This window comes from Mammaliicoccus lentus, assembly GCF_002902755.1.
GTDB lineage: Bacteria > Bacillota > Bacilli > Staphylococcales > Staphylococcaceae > Mammaliicoccus > Mammaliicoccus lentus.
In genome coordinates, this window is sequence record NZ_PPRS01000037.1 from 16,597 (window position 1) to 34,859 (window position 18,263).

16 protein-coding genes are annotated in these 18,263 nt (G+C 31.2%); 3 read left to right on the forward strand and 13 right to left on the reverse strand.

Annotated elements, in window-relative coordinates; genetic code table 11:
* Positions 1 to 11: 11 nt before the first annotated feature.
* The 10 genes from mutS to CD135_RS10120 all read right to left on the reverse strand — a co-directional run bounded on the left by mutS (position 12) and on the right by CD135_RS10120 (position 12,987).
* Complete coding sequence (gene mutS, locus CD135_RS10075; protein ID WP_103269400.1) at positions 12 to 2,537, reverse strand: DNA mismatch repair protein MutS; 2,526 nt, start codon at positions 2,535 to 2,537, stop codon at positions 12 to 14.
* Positions 2,538 to 2,846: 309 nt separating this feature from the next.
* On the reverse strand, positions 2,847 to 3,278 hold the full coding sequence (locus tag CD135_RS10080; protein ID WP_103269401.1) for a YlbF/YmcA family competence regulator: 432 nt from the start codon (positions 3,276 to 3,278) through the stop codon (positions 2,847 to 2,849).
* Positions 3,279 to 4,814 (reverse strand): tRNA (N6-isopentenyl adenosine(37)-C2)-methylthiotransferase MiaB, encoded by a 1,536-nt coding sequence (miaB, locus tag CD135_RS10085; RefSeq protein WP_103269402.1) that lies wholly within the window; start codon positions 4,812 to 4,814, stop codon positions 3,279 to 3,281.
* Between the two features lie 106 nt (positions 4,815 to 4,920).
* Positions 4,921 to 5,430: a GNAT family N-acetyltransferase gene (locus CD135_RS10090; RefSeq protein ID WP_103269403.1), complete on the reverse strand. Its 510-nt coding sequence runs from the start codon at positions 5,428 to 5,430 to the stop codon at positions 4,921 to 4,923.
* 12 nt (positions 5,431 to 5,442) lie between these two features.
* Positions 5,443 to 7,287: an ABC transporter ATP-binding protein gene (locus CD135_RS10095; RefSeq protein ID WP_103269404.1), complete on the reverse strand. Its 1,845-nt coding sequence runs from the start codon at positions 7,285 to 7,287 to the stop codon at positions 5,443 to 5,445.
* A complete protein-coding gene (locus CD135_RS10100) occupies positions 7,287 to 9,008 on the reverse strand; it encodes an ABC transporter ATP-binding protein (protein ID WP_064210911.1) in 1,722 nt (573 codons plus the stop codon). The genes CD135_RS10095 and CD135_RS10100 overlap by 1 nt, the downstream gene beginning before the upstream one ends.
* A gap of 95 nt (positions 9,009 to 9,103) precedes the next feature.
* Positions 9,104 to 9,394 (reverse strand): thiamine-binding protein, encoded by a 291-nt coding sequence (locus tag CD135_RS10105; protein ID WP_017000472.1) that lies wholly within the window; start codon positions 9,392 to 9,394, stop codon positions 9,104 to 9,106.
* A gap of 71 nt (positions 9,395 to 9,465) precedes the next feature.
* Positions 9,466 to 10,332, reverse strand: a complete 867-nt coding sequence (locus CD135_RS10110; protein WP_017000473.1) for a 2-oxoacid:ferredoxin oxidoreductase subunit beta — start codon at positions 10,330 to 10,332, stop codon at positions 9,466 to 9,468.
* Positions 10,333 to 12,090, reverse strand: coding sequence for a 2-oxoacid:acceptor oxidoreductase subunit alpha (locus CD135_RS10115; RefSeq protein ID WP_064204833.1), 1,758 nt, complete (start codon positions 12,088 to 12,090; stop codon positions 10,333 to 10,335).
* Positions 12,091 to 12,195: 105 nt separating this feature from the next.
* Positions 12,196 to 12,987, reverse strand: a complete 792-nt coding sequence (locus CD135_RS10120) for a TIGR00282 family metallophosphoesterase (protein WP_103269441.1) — start codon at positions 12,985 to 12,987, stop codon at positions 12,196 to 12,198.
* 152 nt (positions 12,988 to 13,139) lie between these two features.
* Between CD135_RS10120 and CD135_RS10125 the strand changes: the two genes are divergently transcribed.
* Positions 13,140 to 13,358, forward strand: a complete 219-nt coding sequence (locus CD135_RS10125) for a hypothetical protein (protein WP_017000476.1) — start codon at positions 13,140 to 13,142, stop codon at positions 13,356 to 13,358.
* Positions 13,359 to 13,483: 125 nt separating this feature from the next.
* Here CD135_RS10125 and CD135_RS10130 read toward each other — a convergent pair whose 3' ends face one another.
* Positions 13,484 to 14,989: a glycosyltransferase gene (locus CD135_RS10130; protein ID WP_103269405.1), complete on the reverse strand. Its 1,506-nt coding sequence runs from the start codon at positions 14,987 to 14,989 to the stop codon at positions 13,484 to 13,486.
* Between the two features lie 503 nt (positions 14,990 to 15,492).
* On the opposite strand from CD135_RS10130, the gene CD135_RS13290 reads away from it, so the two are divergent.
* Complete coding sequence (locus CD135_RS13290; protein WP_017000478.1) at positions 15,493 to 16,383, forward strand: staphylokinase domain-containing protein; 891 nt, start codon at positions 15,493 to 15,495, stop codon at positions 16,381 to 16,383.
* A gap of 61 nt (positions 16,384 to 16,444) precedes the next feature.
* On the opposite strand, the gene CD135_RS10140 is transcribed toward CD135_RS13290, so the two are convergent.
* Positions 16,445 to 17,050, reverse strand: a complete 606-nt coding sequence (locus CD135_RS10140; protein WP_103269406.1) for an FMN-binding negative transcriptional regulator — start codon at positions 17,048 to 17,050, stop codon at positions 16,445 to 16,447.
* A gap of 167 nt (positions 17,051 to 17,217) precedes the next feature.
* On the opposite strand from CD135_RS10140, the gene CD135_RS10145 reads away from it, so the two are divergent.
* Positions 17,218 to 17,724: a P-loop nucleotide/nucleoside kinase family protein gene (locus CD135_RS10145; protein WP_017000480.1), complete on the forward strand. Its 507-nt coding sequence runs from the start codon at positions 17,218 to 17,220 to the stop codon at positions 17,722 to 17,724.
* A 124-nt stretch (positions 17,725 to 17,848) separates the two neighbouring features.
* Here CD135_RS10145 and CD135_RS10150 read toward each other — a convergent pair whose 3' ends face one another.
* The gene (locus CD135_RS10150) at positions 17,849 to 18,163 is read right to left on the reverse strand and encodes a hypothetical protein (protein WP_103269407.1); all 315 of its coding nucleotides are present in this window, start codon (positions 18,161 to 18,163) and stop codon (positions 17,849 to 17,851) included.
* Positions 18,164 to 18,263 lie beyond the last annotated feature (100 nt).

An 18,263-nucleotide genomic window follows, 5' to 3' on the forward strand; every position in this document is an offset into this window, starting at 1 on the left:
ATTCACACTTTCTATTTAATTTGATTTTGAATTTCTTGAAGTTTAGTTAAAGCTTCAATTGGCGTCATATTCATTAAATCCATAGATTTTATTTGTTTTTCAACTTTTGAAGGTGTTTGTTCTTCGAATAATTGGAAAGATGGCTGTTCAAACGTTTGTTCATTGCGCTCAACACGCGTATTGGATTCTAGTTCTTCTAGAATAACATTTGCTCTTTCGATAATTTCATCTGGTAAATCAGTTAGTTTTGCTACATGAATACCATAACTTTGATCTACTGCACCTTCTTTAACTTTATGCAGAAAGATTAATTCACCTTGGTACTCTTGTGCAGCTACATGTATATTTTTAAGTCCAGATAAAGTTTCGTCCAAATGTGTTAACTCATGATAATGCGTAGAGAATAATGTTTTAGCTTTAGTATTATGATGCACATATTCAATCATGGATTGTGCTAAAGCTAACCCGTCAAATGTAGATGTTCCTCGACCAATTTCATCAAAAATAATTAAACTGTCTTCAGTTGCTCCTACCATTGCTTTTTCAGCTTCTAACATTTCAACCATAAATGTACTCTTACCAGAAACTAAATCATCCGCTGCTCCGATTCTCGTAAATATTTGATCAAATATTGGCAATAGCGCATAATCTGCTGGCACATAAGCTCCCATTTGAGCCATAATGCTAATTATAGCTATTTGCCTCATATACGTACTTTTACCAGACATATTTGGTCCTGTAATTAAATATATAAAACCATCTTGGTTCAAATAACAATCATTTGGCACATAATCATTATGATCCATGACTCTCTCTACAACTGGATGACGAGATGATTTAAGCGATAAAGTTTTATCTTCGCTAAATAACGGTCTTGTATAATGGTATTTTTGAGCTATTTCAGCAAAACTTTGTAAACAATCTATTTCTGATAATAATTTCGCTTGTGCTTGTAACTTTTCAGTATAAGCTTTAACACGTTGCCTTAATTCTAAGAATAATTGATATTCTAATTCTATTGCTTTATCTTCTGCACCTAATATGATAGATTCTTTTTCTTTTAATTCTTCAGTTACAAAGCGCTCAGCATTAGATAATGTTTGTTTACGTTGGTAACCTAATGCATCAGTATCTACACTATTTAAGTTAGCTTTTGTAATTTCAATATAATATCCGAATACTTTATTAAAACTTACTTTTAATGACTTAACACCGGTACGTTCTCTTTCTTTCAACTGTAATTCAGCAATCCATTGCTTACCATTCGTTGAAGCTTCTTTGAATTTATCAAGTTCAGCATTATACCCAGTTTTAAATAAGCCACCTTCTTTAACGGACAATGGCGGATCTTCGACTAAGCTCTCTTCTAAAAGTTCTTCTAAGTCTTCGAGAGGTTCTAAAGCTTTAAATCGATTAACAGATGTTGAATCTAGTCGTTCAATAATTTCTTTAATATATGGAATTTGTTTTATAGAATAATTTAATTGTACGAGGTCTTTCGCATTAACATTTCCATAACTTACTCGACCTACTAGTCTTTCTATATCATACACCATATTTAAATAACTTCTTAATTCATCTCTTTCTATGAAACCATTAACAAATTGTTCTACTGCATTTAACCTTTGTTCTATATCATGTTGTTTGATTAAAGGTCTATCAATCCATTGTTTTAACCTTCTAGCACCCATTGGTGTCTTAGTGTCATCCATTAACCATAATAAAGTACCTTTTTTAGATTTTAATCGGATGCTTTCAGTAAGTTCTAAGTTTCTTTTTGCATAAAAATCCATCTTCATATAGTCTAGTGCACGATATACGACAACGTCTTCTATGTGAGGCATTTCTCGTTTACCATTATCATGTATATAATTCAATAAATATATTAACGAAGTCGCTTGAGGTTTAGACGTTCCTTTTATAACGTCATATTCTCTTTCTTCATAACTTTCAACTACAGTAATCGTTTCAGTAATTAGTTGGATTTGTTTATATAAAGAATCTTGTAAAACTTTATTCACGATAATTTCATTCGGATGTATTGTCGTAATTTCATTGATTAAAGTTGTTTCATCTTCAAAAGATGTTGTCTTTAATTCTCCTGTAGTCACGTCACAATAACTTAAATGAAATTCACCATCTTCTTTAATAAAACTGAGAATATAATTATTCGTTTTCTCATCCATACCTCTTTGTTCCATCACAGTTCCAGGTGTGATGACTTGTACTACTTCTCGTCTTACCATACCTTTTGTTTGAGTTGGATCTTCCATTTGCTCACAGATGGCAACTTTATAACCTTTAGAAATAAGTTTTTCTATGTATCCTGAAGCTGAATGATATGGAACACCACACATAGGTATTGGGTCTTTTTTAGCATCACGTCTCGTCAAAGTAATTTCCAGTACTCTAGATGCTTCAATAGCGTCATCGTAAAACATTTCATAGAAGTCACCTAATCTGAAAAATAATAAAGTATCTTGATATTGAGATTTTATTTTTAAATATTGAGCCATCATTGGCGTTGGTTTAGACATCTTTCTTCACGTTCCTTTATTTAACTTTGGATTCGTCTATTTTATCAAAATTTTCAACAATACACGAGTATGGTTAATTATAATATAATAAATTGCACTGAGACATAACAATTATCTCGAATTTTATTATATAGACAGTAACTGACTGGGGCGGGAAAGAAATCTTTCTATATAATTTCTGTCCTACTCCTATATAAATAAATTCTCCTAATCTGTTCATTAAAAGTCCAACAGATTAGGAGAATTATTTTGAGCTAAGGATTTATACCAAAGCTTGTAAATATATAATTTAGTTATTAAATTATTGTTTTAGTGTGAACAGCTACTAGCATTAGGTGCATTTTTCATAGCTGCACCAGTTTCACCAGTTAATTGGTTACCACCAGTTGATTCAATAATTTCGTTTGTAACAGTATGGCTAATTGAATGTGAAACCATTTGCAGAAGTTCATTCACTTCTGCTTGAGCTTCTTTAAATTCACTTACAATCGGCATGTCATCCAATTCTTTTTCGATATTAGCTATTTTTTCTTCTACCATTGCTAAAGCTTTATCTTTACCATAGTTTTGGAAATTAACAGCTTGTTTTTGCAGTGATTTTAAACTTGCCATTTTTTCACGAACAGTTTGGTTTTCGTGAATTTGTGCTTCCGCACGTTTAAAAAATTCAACTTCTTCTGTTTCTGACATCATTTTTCCAAGTATACGTGCTTGGTCTAGTATATCATCTTTTGTATACATTTAATGTACCACCTTTTCTTTAGATACAACTTCAACAAATTCACCATTTAATGAATATTGTTTAGCTTCTGTAATTTTAACCTTTACTATTTTACCAATCACATCTTGAGGTGCTTTAAAGTTTACTAATTTATTCTTCTCAGTGTAACCAGCTAATACTGTTTCATCTCTCTTACTTGATCCTTCACAAAGTACATATACTTCTTGACCTTCATAAGGTTTTAATGATTGAGCAGCATATTCACCGACTACTTTATTTAAACGTTGTAATCTTTGTTTTTTCTCTTTTTCTGGAACGTTATCTTTCATTTTAGCTGCTGGTGTTCCTTCTCTTGGAGAATATACATAAGTATACGCATGTTCAAATCCAACTTCGTGGTATAAATCTATTGTTTCTAAAAATTGTTCTTCTGTTTCATTAGGATATCCAACTATTATATCAGTTGTCAATGCTATATCTGGTATTGCTTCTTTTATTTTATTTACAAGCTCTAAATAACTTTCACGCGTATATTTACGCCCCATTATTTTCAAGACTTTATTATTACCAGATTGAACAGGTAAATGAATATGCGGAACAATGTTTCCACCTTCTGCTATCACTTCAATCAATCGATCATCGAAATCCCATGGATGACTCGTTGTAAAACGAACTCGAGGTATATCAATTTTAGTCATATCGTTTAGTAAATCGCCTAAACCATAATTTAAACCTTCTATGTCTTTACCGTAAGCATTTACGTTTTGTCCTAATAAACAAATTTCCTGATAACCTTGCCTAGCCAAGTCTCTCACTTCGGCGATAATTTCTTCCGGCATACGACTACGTTCCTTACCTCTTGTAAATGGAACGATACAATATGTACAGAATTTATCGCACCCGTACATGATATTTACCCATGCTTTAATTCTACCGTTACGTACTTTAGGTAAGTTTTCTATAACGTCGCCTTCTTTAGACCAAACTTCAACAACCATCGCTTTAGACATATAAGCTTCTTCTAAAATTTCAGGTAATCTGTGAATATTGTGTGTACCAAAAATCATATCAACATTTTGGTATGATTTTAGTATTTTATTCACTACAGATTCTTCTTGAGACATACAACCACAAACACCTATTAAACAATCTGGTCTTTCTTGTTTTAAATGTTTTAAGTTGCCGATTTCACTAAACACTCTATTTTCTGCATTTTCTCTAATTGCACAAGTATTTAGTAAGATAACGTCAGCATCGTCTACTGAATTAGTCGGTGCAAAACCTAATGCTTGAAAAATACCAGCCATTACTTCTGTATCATGCTCATTCATTTGGCAACCATACGTTCTAATATAGAATTTACGACCTTTCCCCATTCCTCTATGTCGTTCATCTATTTTGAAATCATCATGATATTGAACTTCTGATTTACCTCTTTGCTTAGCGTCCTTTAAGTTAGGAGGTTGATAAACACGCTCGAAATATTTACTATAATCTTTTTCTAAATTAGGTTTCGTCTTCGCATTCGCTCCTTGTTTTCTTTGCTCTTCATTCAATGTCAAAACCCTTTCTGCCCATATTGATTTATCTTTATATTATATTAGAGTTCAACATAAAGTGCAAAAAAGTTAAAGCGCTTTATTTAATTTTAAATGACAATTTTTATAACTTAATCCAATATCTTTTTGTTACATTTTGACTCTCTGAAATATACGGCTTATCTTCTTTACCACCGTTACGTTCAATAACTTTAGCACTGCCAAAGTTATCTTCATCACATGTAATCAACGCATATTCAACAAAATCATTTCTCAATTCCTCTAAAGCATATTTTAATATAGTCGTTGCATAACCTTTATCTCTTTCGCTACGCCTTACACCATAACCAACATGGCCACCAACTTGCTGTAACCCATCATTCAATTGATATCGAATATTCGCAGCTCCGACAATGAAGCCCCTATCTATTAATACAAATGTTTTTGCTTTAACAAAATCACTATTTTGTGGCGGGGTTATTGCTTCTTTTTGCATTTCCAACATGCTATTAAATCCTCCATGATGGCGGACGTCCGTACTCCAAGGAACTATTTTATCATTATTGTCGTACCACTCAGATATATATTCAATAAATAGAGGTTTTATATCTTCTTTAATTTCACGAAACTTCATACACATCTTCCTTTACTGTAGTTCTTGAATTTGTTCTTCATCGCCAGCATTTAACATGTGATAGTAAACACCTTGTTTATTAATAAGTTCTTCTTGTGTTCCTGATTCAAGAATTTCTCCATGTGATAATACAAATACTAAATCTGCTTTCTTAACTGTATTTAATCTATGTGCAATGATAATGCTTGTTCTACCTACCATTAAAGTTTCCAATGCTTCTTGTATTTTAATTTCTGTTACGGTATCGATGCTACTTGTTGCCTCATCTAGCAATAATATTTTTGGATCTTGTAATAAACATCTAGCGATTGAGATAAGCTGTCTTTCACCTTGAGAAAGTGAACCTGATTCACCTTTTAGTACTGTGCTATATCCATTTTCTAAATTAATGATGAAATCATGTGCATTTGCTTTTTTGGCCGCTTCTATAGCTTCTTCTTTTGTCGCATTAGGTGTTCCATACATGATGTTATCTAGAATTGTTCCATCAAATAAGTAAGGGTCTTGTAATACAACGCCTATTTCTTTTCTTAAAGAAGCTCGTGTAATCTCAGTAATAGATTTTCCATCGATTAAAATTTCACCAGATTCTATGTCATAATAATGTAAAATCAATTGAACGATTGTTGTTTTACCGGCACCAGTAGCTCCTACAAGTGCGGCTGATTCTCCACTTTTTATTTCAAGGGATAAATCTTTAATTGTTGGTGTTTTTTGTTCTTCATCATATCTGAAGTTAACATTGTTAAATTTAATATTTCCTTCAATATTGTTTAAGCCTATAGCATCTTTTGAATCTTGTTCTACAGGTTCATTCATAATGTCGAATACACGTTCCGCACCGGCTATAGCAGACAGTACCGTATTAAATTGATTCGCTAAGTCCGATAGCGGTCTTGTAAACTGCCTTGCATACTCTGCAAAAATAACAATAACACCAACTGTTACACCGGCAGATTCATTTAAAGCTAATATACCACCTATCCCAGCTACGATAGCAAAACTTAAATTATTTAAATAATTCATTACTTTAGGTATTAATCCTCCAAATGTTACTGCCCAAAAGCTATATTCTTTAACATTATCTGCTTTCTCATTAAATGTTTCCATCACATAATGCTCTTGAGAAAAAGCTTTTACAACAGTTTGACCATTCACGATTTCTTCGATATAACCGTTCATAATACCCAATTGTTTTTGCCTCATCGAATACAACACGCTTGTTCTAGCTGTAATCCAACGTAAACTTATGAACATGATAGGTATAATGATTACTGTTAATAAAGTTAATAATGGACTTAAATACAACATGATAGATAATGTTCCTATTAACGTAACAACGCTTGAAGTAAATTGAATGAATGAGGAGTTTAACACTTGTGACACATTTTCAATATCATTTTGCATTCTACTCATTAATTCACCATGTTGTTTTTTATCAAAGTATGAAACAGGTAACTTTTGGAAATGACTAAATAAATTGTCCCTTAATAAATAAACTGTTCGTTGTGCGATATTTACCATCATATACGAACCTATATAAGAAGTGATGGATAATAAAGTATATACAGATATCAATATAATGATATATTTTAATAATCCATTTAAGTCTTTAGGGATAATTTTTGTATCAATTATTCTACCAATTAAAAATGGCCCTACTAAACTCAATGAAGATGAACATATAATCATGAGTATGACAATGATAAGTTGAACACGTTTTTCATCAATTAAATGCCAAATATTTAATAAAGTCCCTTTAGTATCTCGTGCTCTCTTTTTCTTCTTAGTATTATTTTTAGACATATCATCCGGCGTTATAACCGTTTCATGTCCGTACGGATTTTTAATGCCCATCATGTATTCACCGCACTTTCTTGGCTGTTAGCAATCTCATTATAAAGTTTAGATGATTTTAATAATTCTTCATGATGACCTATTGCTTCTATATGACCATCTACCAATAACATAATACGATCTGCTGTTTTAGCTGTAGAAATTTTTTGAGTAACAATCAGTTTAGTTGTATCTTCATGTTCAAGTGCATCCCATAAAGCTGATTCCGTCTTCACATCCAATGCAGAAGTAGAATCATCAAGTATTAACACACCAGGTTTCCTTACAAGCGCTCGAGCAATAGAAAGTCTTTGTTTCTGACCACCAGATAAAGTAACGCCTTGTTGTCCAATCATCGTTTCATACTGATGATCAAATGCTTCGATAGAATTGTGTATTTGTGCTTTTTGAGTAGAAGTTTCTAACGTTTCTAATTCAGCATTCGGGTCTCCGAATTGCAAGTTTTCATATATTGTTCCTGAGAATAATAATGCAGTTTGTGGTACATATCCGATAGCGTCTCGTAAATCTTCAATTTCCCAGTCTTCTACATTCTTTCCATCTAAAAGAATTTCTCCTTGTTTAGTTCTATAAATTTTCGGAATTAAACTCAGTAAAGTAGATTTTCCTGAACCTGTAGAACCCATAATAGCGAAGGTTTCTCTCGGTTCAACTTCGAAGGAAATATTGTGAAGTACCGGTTTATTAGCGTTTGGATAAGTAAATGAAACATTATTGAATTTAATACTATAAGCATGATTTTCCACTTTGTGACCGTTCTTTTCTAATACCCATTCATCTGATGGAGTAGTAAGCACTTCTTCTATTCGATCACTGGAAGCCTTCATTCTACTTAATGTCATGATAAGAAATGCCAACATACCAAATCCACCTTGCATTCTCATACCATAATTGATGATTGCGACCAGTTTACCAACTTCTAGAGTTGAACTATTAACCATATCGGACCCAAACCAAATGACAGCTAATATACTCGCATTAATAATAAATAGTAAAGATGGATTAATCAATTCCATTAGTCTTAAAGCGTATGTATAATTATGTCTAATGTCCTTTATTTTTTCTTTAAATTGATTAATTTCTTGGTGTGATGTCTGACTCGCTTTGATCAATCTAACAGCTTCAAGATTTTGTTGGAAAAATCTATTCATTTCATCAAATTTTCTTTGTATCTTTGTAAATAATTTAGAACCCGTGCGCGCAATAAAGAATATTATTATAAATATGAATGGCGTTCCAATCACCAAATAAAGCGCTAGTCTAGGTTCAACTATAAAGCTCATTACGATACTTCCAATAATCATCAAGGGGGCTCTTAACATGATTCTTATAGACATATATACTGCTGTATCACAGTTATTAACATCGCTTGTGAGCCTCGTAATTAAACTAGAAGTTTTAAACTTCTCTAATGTTGCCAATGAAAAAGTTTGAATTTTACTAAATTGTGCAGTTCTTAAATCATATGCAAAAGTTTGACTAACATGGCCAGCTACAAAACTATTCCATATCCCAGACACTAAAGCTACAAGACCTGTAACAAGCATAATGCCTAAATAAAGATAGACGTGGTTTAAATCATTCTTTAAAATACCATTGTCTATTATTTCAGATATAAAAATAGGCTGGATTAATTCTACTGCTAATTCTATTAACATTAATATTAAACCTAATATAAACAGACCCGTATACGGTTTAATATATTTTAATACAGTTCTCATATCTTTCGTCCCCTTTACTTCTTAAACCGATATAATATAATACATTTCTCCTTTATATTTATAATAAATAGCGTTCATTCATTAAACTATCTTAATTAAGATCTATATTTATCCGTTAACGTATCCATCATGATGCCTTCGGGAACGTGATAAAACTTCACTTGAGATATAATGCTTTTACATTCCAACTCAACCATGCGCTCGTTAATTTGTTCTATTAAAATTAGGCAAGCATTCATATCCCCTTCAATAGTAGTTTCTAAAGGATTCACTTGATACTTTAAACCAGAATCATCTATTATTCTTATTGCTTCATCAACTAAAGGTATTACCCCTGTATCTTCGTGCTCTGGAATAATTTGAATGCTCATTAATGTATTTGTCATTTGAAAATCCCCCTTTTTATTAAAAAAAGCTCATAGACAAACTATGAGCTTAAAGTGTATTCATTATATAATTATTTAAATTGAGAAACAAGCTCTTCAAATTGGTTTTCTTCAAGCTTCAATGATTTTTTAACTAGTGGTGTTTCATCAAGTTGTTCTAATTGTTGTTCATATGATGGAGTTTCTTTATCTTGATATATAATACCTGTAATCATAGATTCTTTATCCATCACTGTTTGTATTGCTTGATTTTTATTTGAAAAATCATAATCCTCAATATCAGCTAATTTAGTTAAATTCTCTTTAAACCAATCATAAGTATTTATTTTGTTGTATGTTACACATGGTGAAAATACGTTTACAAATGAAAATCCTTTGTGATTGATTGCTTCTTCAATTATATGTGTTAATTCTTTGATGTCGCTTGAAAAGCTTTGTGCTACAAAAGTAGCACCTGATGATAATGCTAATTCTAAAGGTGCAACGTTTTGTTCAATGTTACCTTTAGGTGTTGTTTTTGTAACAAAACCTTTAGCAGAACTTGGTGAAGTTTGCCCTTTAGTTAATCCATAAATTTGGTTATCCATGATGATATAAGTCATATCCATATTTCTTCTTAAAGCATGAATAGTGTGACCCATACCTATAGCAAATCCGTCTCCGTCGCCGCCTGAAGCAATTACTGTTAAATCTTTATTAGCCATTTTAACACCTTGTGCTAAAGGTAATGAACGTCCGTGAATTGAGTGTAGACCATATGAGTTTACATAACCACTCAAACGACCCGAACAACCTATACCTGTAATAATGGCAACTTCTTCTGGTTCCAATCCTACATTTGCTGCTGCTTTTTGAATCGCTGCTTGCACAGAGAAGTCACCACAGCCTGGACACCAGTTTGGTTTAACATTATTTCTAAAATCTTTAAATGTTGCCAATTATATCAACTCCTTCATATTACTTGCGATTTCTAAAGCTTTATCTTCTATTTCATGCGGTAAGAATGGTGTACCGTCATATTTTGTTTGGTTAATAATTTTACCTTGATGATTTACATTCATTTTGATAATGCTAGATAGTTGTCCTTGGTAATTATGCTCAGCTACAACTACTTTTTTAGCTTTATTAAAGGCTTCTTGTACAGCATCAGTAGGGAATGGATGTAATTGTCTAATTTGAATATGATTAACTTTTACATTTTGCTTATCTAATCTTGTAATTGCTTCTTCGATTGCTCCTATAGTAGAAATGAATCCTACATATAGAATATCCGCTTCATCATATTTTTCATTAGATTTAACTGGTTCATCAATTAATAATTGAGCTGTTTTACGCATACGTTTATCCATTTGTAATTGTCTGTTTTCAGCACCTTCAGAAGGTTTTCCTTCTTCGTTATGTTCAACACCTGTAACATGGTGAATACCACCTTTTGTACCAGGAAGAACACGTGGAGAAATTCCAGAATCAGTCAATGCATAACGTTTAAAGTACGCCTTATCTTCAGGTGTTTCCATGTCTTCTTCTACTAGAGCGCCTCTACGAATTTCAATTTTGTCATAGTCTAATGATTCAACGGTTTGTTTACCTAAAGATAATTGTAAATCTGAAAGTAATATAACTGGACATTGATATTCTTCAGCTAAGTTAAATGCTTCTATCGTTAAATAAAACGCATCGCTTGCGCTTGTTGGTGCTATTACAATTTTCGGAATATCGCCATGAGTACCGTATATCATTTGCATTAAGTCAGACTGTTCTTGTTTAGTTGGTAAACCAGTTGATGGCCCACCGCGTTGAGTATTAACGATTACTAAAGGTGTTTCAGTCATTCCTGATAAACCTATTGATTCCATCATCAATGATAATCCTGGACCAGCAGATGATGTAAATGAACGTACACCAGCATAGTTAGAACCAATTGCCATTGTACATGCAGCAATTTCATCTTCCGTCTGTATAACGGCGCCACCTAATTCTGGTAAACGATCAATCATGTACTCCATAATTTCTGAAGCTGGCGTGATAGGATAAGCTGCCATAAATCTAACTCCAGCTGCTACTGCCCCTAAACCAATCGCGTCATTACCTATCATAAATAAATGGCCATCAGAGTCATTCTTCTCTAAAGTATGTTCACTTTCTAATGAATCCATTTCTTCTTTCATTAATCTATAACCTTCATTTAACGCTTGAATGTTTAAATTAACGACACTTTCGCCTTTACGACTGAATAAATCACTGATTAATGATTCAAATACGTCTGTATCTAAATCCATGACTGCACAAGTAGAACCTACAGCTACCATGTTCTTCATTAACGCTGTTCCTAATTCTTTAGCTACGCCTGTAAACGGTAAGCTCACTAATTGTGCTTTACTATCTTCTGGATTTTCAGGTTTTGCTTTTGCATCGGCAATGATAATACTGCCTTTTTGCATTTCATGATAGTTCACATCTATTGTTTCTTGGTCAAATGCTATTAATATATCTAAATCATCACTAATCGCTCTTACTGGCGTGGATGATACTCTTATTTTATTGTTTGTGTGTCCGCCTTTGATTCTACTAGAAAAATGACGGTATCCGTATAAATAATATCCTTGACGGTTCATAGCAGTTGCGAATATTTCACCTGTTGACTCAATTCCTTCGCCTTGCTGTCCGCCAACTTTCCATGAAATTTGTGATTTCATCTTATGGCCTCCCCATATAATATCTCAATTCACATCATACCAAAAAAATCCCTTTAATCCTATGAAATTAAAGGGTTTTAACAAAAATCATCCTAATGGACGATACTATTCAAATGGATGATCATCGTTTATTAATATTCTTTGAATTTTTTTAGCTTTTCCATCTTGAGTTAAATCAACAACCACACCTGAAAGTACTTTTCGACCTTCATTTGGCAAGTTATGACGTTGAGGTAAACTCGTAATAAATCTTTCAATAACCTCATCTTTATTAATGCCAAGAATACCGTCGTAATATCCAGTCATTCCCACATCTGTAATATATGCTGTACCTTCATTTAAAACACGTTCATCAGAAGTTTGTATATGAGTATGCGTACCAACAACTGCACTAACGCGTCCATTTAAATACCAAGCCATCGCATTTTTCTCAGAAGTTGTTTCTGCATGAAAATCAACAAAGATAAACGGCGTTATTTTAGATGCTTCTTCTACTAATTCATCAGCTTTTTTAAAAGGACAATCGATAGCAGCCATAAATGATCGACCTTGCAAATTGATAATAGCAACATCTTTATCGTTGACTTTAATGATTCTCATACCAATTCCCGGTGCCTCATCAGGAAAATTCGCAGGTCTTACCATTCTATTCGCTTGACCTATAAATTCGTAAATTTCCTTCTGACCGTATGTATGATTACCCATCGTCATAAAGTCTGCGCCCATACGTAAAATTTCTTTATATATTTTTTCAGTTATTCCTTTACCATGTGCAGCATTTTCACCATTAACAATCGTTAGTGTTGGTTTGTATGTTGCTTTAATTTTAGGTAAATATGTTTCTAATTGTTCTCTACCTAATTTGCCTACAATATCACCTATAAATAAAATTCTCACTACAGTCATCCTCTCTATTACTCTTTATATTCTAATGGAAAACAAAATATTTTAAAAGTAATGATTATTAATTTATAATATTGGGTATACGTTACAAGAGCGTTATTTATATAGTAACGTATCAAAAAATTAATAGGAGTGTTTATTTAAACATGGGAATTGATATTGAACCCGAAAAGTTTGCAGAACTAGTGGTTAAAGCAAATCCATCCGTACACGAAGAGGCAGAAGATATTGCCAAGGATAGTTTGGAGTTATACGTAACAGCTTTTAAATTAGCTGAAAAATACGGTAATTGCGCGATAAACTCGCACGAAACTTCAAATGTATTAAAAGAAGCATTAGATTTAGAGTTGAACTTAACGAATTAAAAATAAACATGAAAAATGAAAACGAGACTAGGTATAGATTATCCTAGCTTAAATAAAACAGAGACGATTTTCTTAATCATTTAAGAATCGCCTCTGTTTTTTAATTTGTATAAATTATAAAATCGTTATAATGACTTAAATAACTCTTCCCAATATTGTTTAACTTTATCTCTACTAAATCTATCTTTTATACTTTTAGCCGCATTTATACGCATTTCATTTATTAATTCAGGATTACTAAATAAATAATTCATATTTTCAGCTAATTGTTTTATATTATTTTTTTCAATAATTAAACCATCTTTACCGTTAGTAATAATATCTTCAGGACCATAGTTAAAATTATAACTCAATACTGGAACACCATTTGCCATACTTTCTAATATAGATAACGAAAAGCCTTCTGTTTTCGAAGTTACAATCGAAAAAGCCGCTTCTTTATAAACATTTTCAATATTATCGGTATAACCTTTTAATATAACGTTCTCAGTTAAACCTTTAGATTTAATTAAATCTTTAAGCTTTTTCTCTTGATCACCAGAGCCATATATTTCTATCAAAAAGTTTGGATTGTATTCTACGAGTAAACTTGCAGCTTCTAATACATGATGAATTTGTTTTAATGAAACTAATCTAGAAATAACAACAGCTTTATCTTTTTTAAAATTATTATGGGCATCGCTATTTTTCACTTCTATGCCATGTGGTAGCGCAAGTAGTTTTTCATCATGATTTCTTCTAGTTACTATATCTTCTTTTTGCCTCTCTGTCAGCGCGACTAAATAATCTATTTTATCTAAATTATTTAATGCAAATTTTACAGTACTTACAATTTCTGATTTTTCAACATCAAACGGCTCTTTCACATGATTACTATGCAATCTAATAAGTTTTTTAGCTTTTTCATCATCGACTAGTGTCATCACATCATCAGTATTACGAGCATCTGAAATTAAAATTGGATATTCATCGTTTTCAACAACTTTTTCTATAAAATAAGCTTTTAAAGCTTCATCACTTTTAAATGTCTTTTTAATTTCATTACCATTAAATAATAAAACTTTATGAGCATTGCCAGTTTCGGGATTAACCCATTTAGATAAATAACAATTGCCTTTACTGTCTTTAAAAACCATCTGTCTCGGCTTATTTAATTCAAAATCCATATAAGAAACCTTGCCCAAATATCCTTTAGGCGTGTATGCTTCACTCCTAATTCTATATCTAAAATCATTAAAACAATCTACACCTTTTACAGTCTCATCGTCACGATGAGTCATATAATACCTATATAAACCATTTTCATATATTCTATATCCATTTTTATTTTTTACTTTTTCATAAGCAAAATCAGAAGAAATACAATCATTAACTTTCGTTAAATCTTCTTCAACATTTTTCTCATCTCTATAAAAATCATACATATTTCTTATTTCAACATCTCTATTAATACTATAGTATTGAAATAATTTTTCAGTTATAATGTCATAATCACTATTATAATTAAAAGTTAATATTGTTGTTTTATAACCCAATTCAGCACTCATGTTTGCTTGCTGAATACAAGCTTTAGTTAAACCGCCTCTACCAACATCAAGTGAGTTTATCAAAAAATAAATTTCTTTTCCCATAATAATAAACCTCCTAATTGAGGTTCATTATATAGTCGCTTAAACATCATTTCAAACGATAAGTTATTTCTAAGGAGATAATATGTTTATAACAAAAAACGTTTAATCATTAATTTCGTCTTTATTTTTTTAATAGGGTCCATTACATCTTACTTTGGCTATAACCTAAAAACAGATCATTTATTCTTAATATTATCGATTGCCGGGTTAACAATAGGTTACTCAATACTTATTCCTATTAAACTATTAGCTGAATATTTAAGTGCTAAAGAATAAAATATATACCAGTATAATAATAAGAACGTTGCATCTTAGGATACAACGTTCTTATTTTTTCTTTTTATTTAATTACTTATTCTTATTATCAGCTCAAATACCTTTTCTTATAGTAATAATTTATTAACACACTTTTTGTTACAAAACTGTAAATTATTTGTAATATATAAATAATAATAATATTTGGTAAATGTGTTATTATATTAAAAAAACAAAGAGGTGTTTATATGAAAAGTTTCAAAAAAGTAATGATTTCTCTAGTTGTTGGCAATATCGTTATAACTCCCTTTATTACTTCTAATGTAGATGCTATGGAGCAACCTTCATTTAAAGTTGGCGGTAGAAAAGATTATCAAGAAATTCAAGGTACTCATTTAATGGTGAATGTTACTGGGGTGGATAAGAAAGGTAACGAAATTCTTGTTCCTGGCTTTATAGAATTCCCTTTAACACCTGGTGAAGTATTAACAAAAAAAGATATTTTAAATTATGTTCAAATTGCAATAGATGCAAAGGCTGCAGATGAATATCGAGTGGTAAATTTAGCGCCTAATTCGAAAATTGAGGTATCATATAGTAATAACAAGTCTGATATATTTCCTATAACAGATAAAGGATTTGTTATTCCTGATTTAACTAAGCATATAGAAAATCCTAGTTTCAAATTGATTACTAACGTAGTTTTAGAAGAAAAATCTTCAACTGATAATAATCAAGTATTTAGTAAATCCACAGAAGTTTCGATAGAGCATTTTGTAAAATTTTTAAAACGCGATAATGAATCAAATATATTATTACCTATCAATACAGGAAGAATCACAAATTTAAAAGAAAAACATCATGTTGGAGATAAAATTACTGAAAATGACTTATTAAAAGCTGCTGAACTAGAGTTTAAAAAGACTAAAGAATATAAAGAAGGTTATCGAATAGTTAAAAGATTAAATGCTAATGTTATAGAAAATGGTGTCAGTTCTAGAATTCTATATGATTTTCAAGATAATAAACCATTTAATTATACAATATCAGGTAAAAGACAACCTGCTAAATTACATACAGATGGCTTGTCAGATACTTATTACATTTCTAAAAATGGAGACGATTATCCATTAAATTAATAGATTTAAGAAAGTGGGACTACGAAACCTTATAGAAAATTACGGTTTCTACCCCACTTCTTTAATATTTTTCTATTTCTTCTGCTAAATTTTTATCTAGATCACTTTCAGTATTATTAAGATGTATGACAATGTTCTCTTTATCCGCTTCACTACGATTTTGACTTAACTTATATGCAGCTTCTAATTTATCTACTTTTACTTTGAAACCCACTATACCTTTTATTTGTTTTTTTGTCTGATCAGATAAATTTTCCCATGTTGCCCCACCTCTATGTTCACTTTCATACTTATCCAACAAAACTTTTAAATCTTCTTTTAACTGGTGTTCATTTAACAAGACACTTTTCCCATAAACATGTATGCTTTGATAATCCCATGTCGGTACATCCTCAGTTTCATACCATATTGATGATATGTATCCATGTGGCCCGTGGAATATAATGAGTACATCTTCGTTATTGTCCATTGTTCTCCATTGCTTATTGCCTCTAGCAAAATGCCCAGATATAAATAAAGCATCATCATGCTCATTAATAATTACTGGTAAATGTGTTGCAATAGGTTTTAATTCATCAACAGTAACTACAGTCGCAAAATTATATTTAGTCATAAAATTTTTAATTTCTTGATAATCTTTCATTTGATAATGTTTTGGTATGTACATCTGAATGCTCCCCTTTACAGCTCAATTAAATACACATTTTACACTTAATTTTAAATACCCTATTCAACTATTGTCAAAGCTTTTAATACAAATAAATAATCTATGCTACACTTTAGAGTATAAATTTAAAATATTGATAATATCAAATGATGAAAAGGGGTATGTAGATGAATAAATTAGGAACTTTGTATTTTTTTACAGGTAAAATGGGAGCTGGAAAATCAACTACAGCAAAAAAATTAGAAATTAATAAAAACGCTATTTTATTATCTGAAGATGATTGGTTATCTCAACTTTATCCCAATGAAATAACAACATTTGACGACTACTTAAAATATTCAAAATTAATAAAGCCTTTATTAAAAGAACACATACAACGTATTTTAAAAGTTGGCAGCAATGTAGTATTAGACTTTCCAGGAAACACAAAAGCTCAAAGAAGCTGGTTACTCAGTATAGCGACTGAAATAAAGGCAAATCATGAATTAATATTTCTTAATATAGATGACGAGAAATGTTTAGAAAGAATAAAAAAGAGAAGTATTGAAGAACCTTCAAGAAAGAATTTTGATACAAAAGAAACGTTTGAATACGTAACTAGCTTTTTCGAAGAACCACTTCTCTCAGAAGGATTAAATATAAACGAAATAAAAAGGAGCGGGACAGAAATCTAGTTGTATTTAATAAGATTTCTTAGCCTTACCGCGAAGAGCGACTAAGATTGAAATAAGCTTGATATAAGCGTGTTTTTAGTCTATTCAACTACTACCATAACAAAATACAGTCTGGAACAATTATTTATGTTCCAGACTGTTCAACTTCTAAAGATAAAATCTTTTTCTTGTTTTCACTCAAAATATCAAACTTATCTTTTGAATTTTTATCCGAAGTAAAAACATCAAAAGAATCATTAAAAATGCCCTTAGCAGTATCAGTATTCTCTTTTGAAGTACTTGAATAAATTGTACCAATTTCCTCTAATAAATCAGCACTTTTTCTATAATAAACTAAATCTTCTTTATTAGCTTCAATTTCAATAAGCGCATCTCTAATACCGTATCGTAGCGCACAGTATAAAGCTATAGCTGATACAAATATGTATACAAAAACCACTTGATACCCTCCCCTTTTAAGCTTGCAAAATAACCTTGCATTATCTAAGTTTTAGATCAAACTAAATTGCTAATATAGTAACACTTATAATGTTATCACA

Excerpts from the sequence above, each read along its gene's own strand:
- CD135_RS10100 (WP_064210911.1), bottom strand. The coding sequence starts at position 9,008 with ATGAGAACTGTATTAAAATATATTAAACCGTATACGGGTCTGTTTATA.
- CD135_RS10130 (WP_103269405.1), bottom strand. The coding sequence starts at position 14,989 with ATGGGAAAAGAAATTTATTTTTTGATAAACTCACTTGATGTTGGTAGA.
- CD135_RS10080 (WP_103269401.1), bottom strand. The coding sequence starts at position 3,278 with ATGTATACAAAAGATGATATACTAGACCAAGCACGTATACTTGGAAAA.
- CD135_RS10105 (WP_017000472.1), bottom strand. The coding sequence starts at position 9,394 with ATGACAAATACATTAATGAGCATTCAAATTATTCCAGAGCACGAAGAT.
- CD135_RS10140 (WP_103269406.1), bottom strand. The coding sequence starts at position 17,050 with ATGTACATACCAAAACATTATCAAATGAAAGATTATCAAGAAATTAAA.
- CD135_RS10115 (WP_064204833.1), bottom strand. The coding sequence starts at position 12,090 with ATGAAATCACAAATTTCATGGAAAGTTGGCGGACAGCAAGGCGAAGGA.
- CD135_RS10095 (WP_103269404.1), bottom strand. The coding sequence starts at position 7,287 with ATGGGCATTAAAAATCCGTACGGACATGAAACGGTTATAACGCCGGAT.
- CD135_RS13290 (WP_017000478.1), top strand. The coding sequence starts at position 15,493 with ATGAAAAGTTTCAAAAAAGTAATGATTTCTCTAGTTGTTGGCAATATC.
- CD135_RS10090 (WP_103269403.1), bottom strand. The coding sequence starts at position 5,430 with ATGAAGTTTCGTGAAATTAAAGAAGATATAAAACCTCTATTTATTGAA.
- CD135_RS10145 (WP_017000480.1), top strand. The coding sequence starts at position 17,218 with ATGAATAAATTAGGAACTTTGTATTTTTTTACAGGTAAAATGGGAGCT.
- CD135_RS10125 (WP_017000476.1), top strand. The coding sequence starts at position 13,140 with ATGGGAATTGATATTGAACCCGAAAAGTTTGCAGAACTAGTGGTTAAA.
- mutS (WP_103269400.1), bottom strand. The coding sequence starts at position 2,537 with ATGTCTAAACCAACGCCAATGATGGCTCAATATTTAAAAATAAAATCT.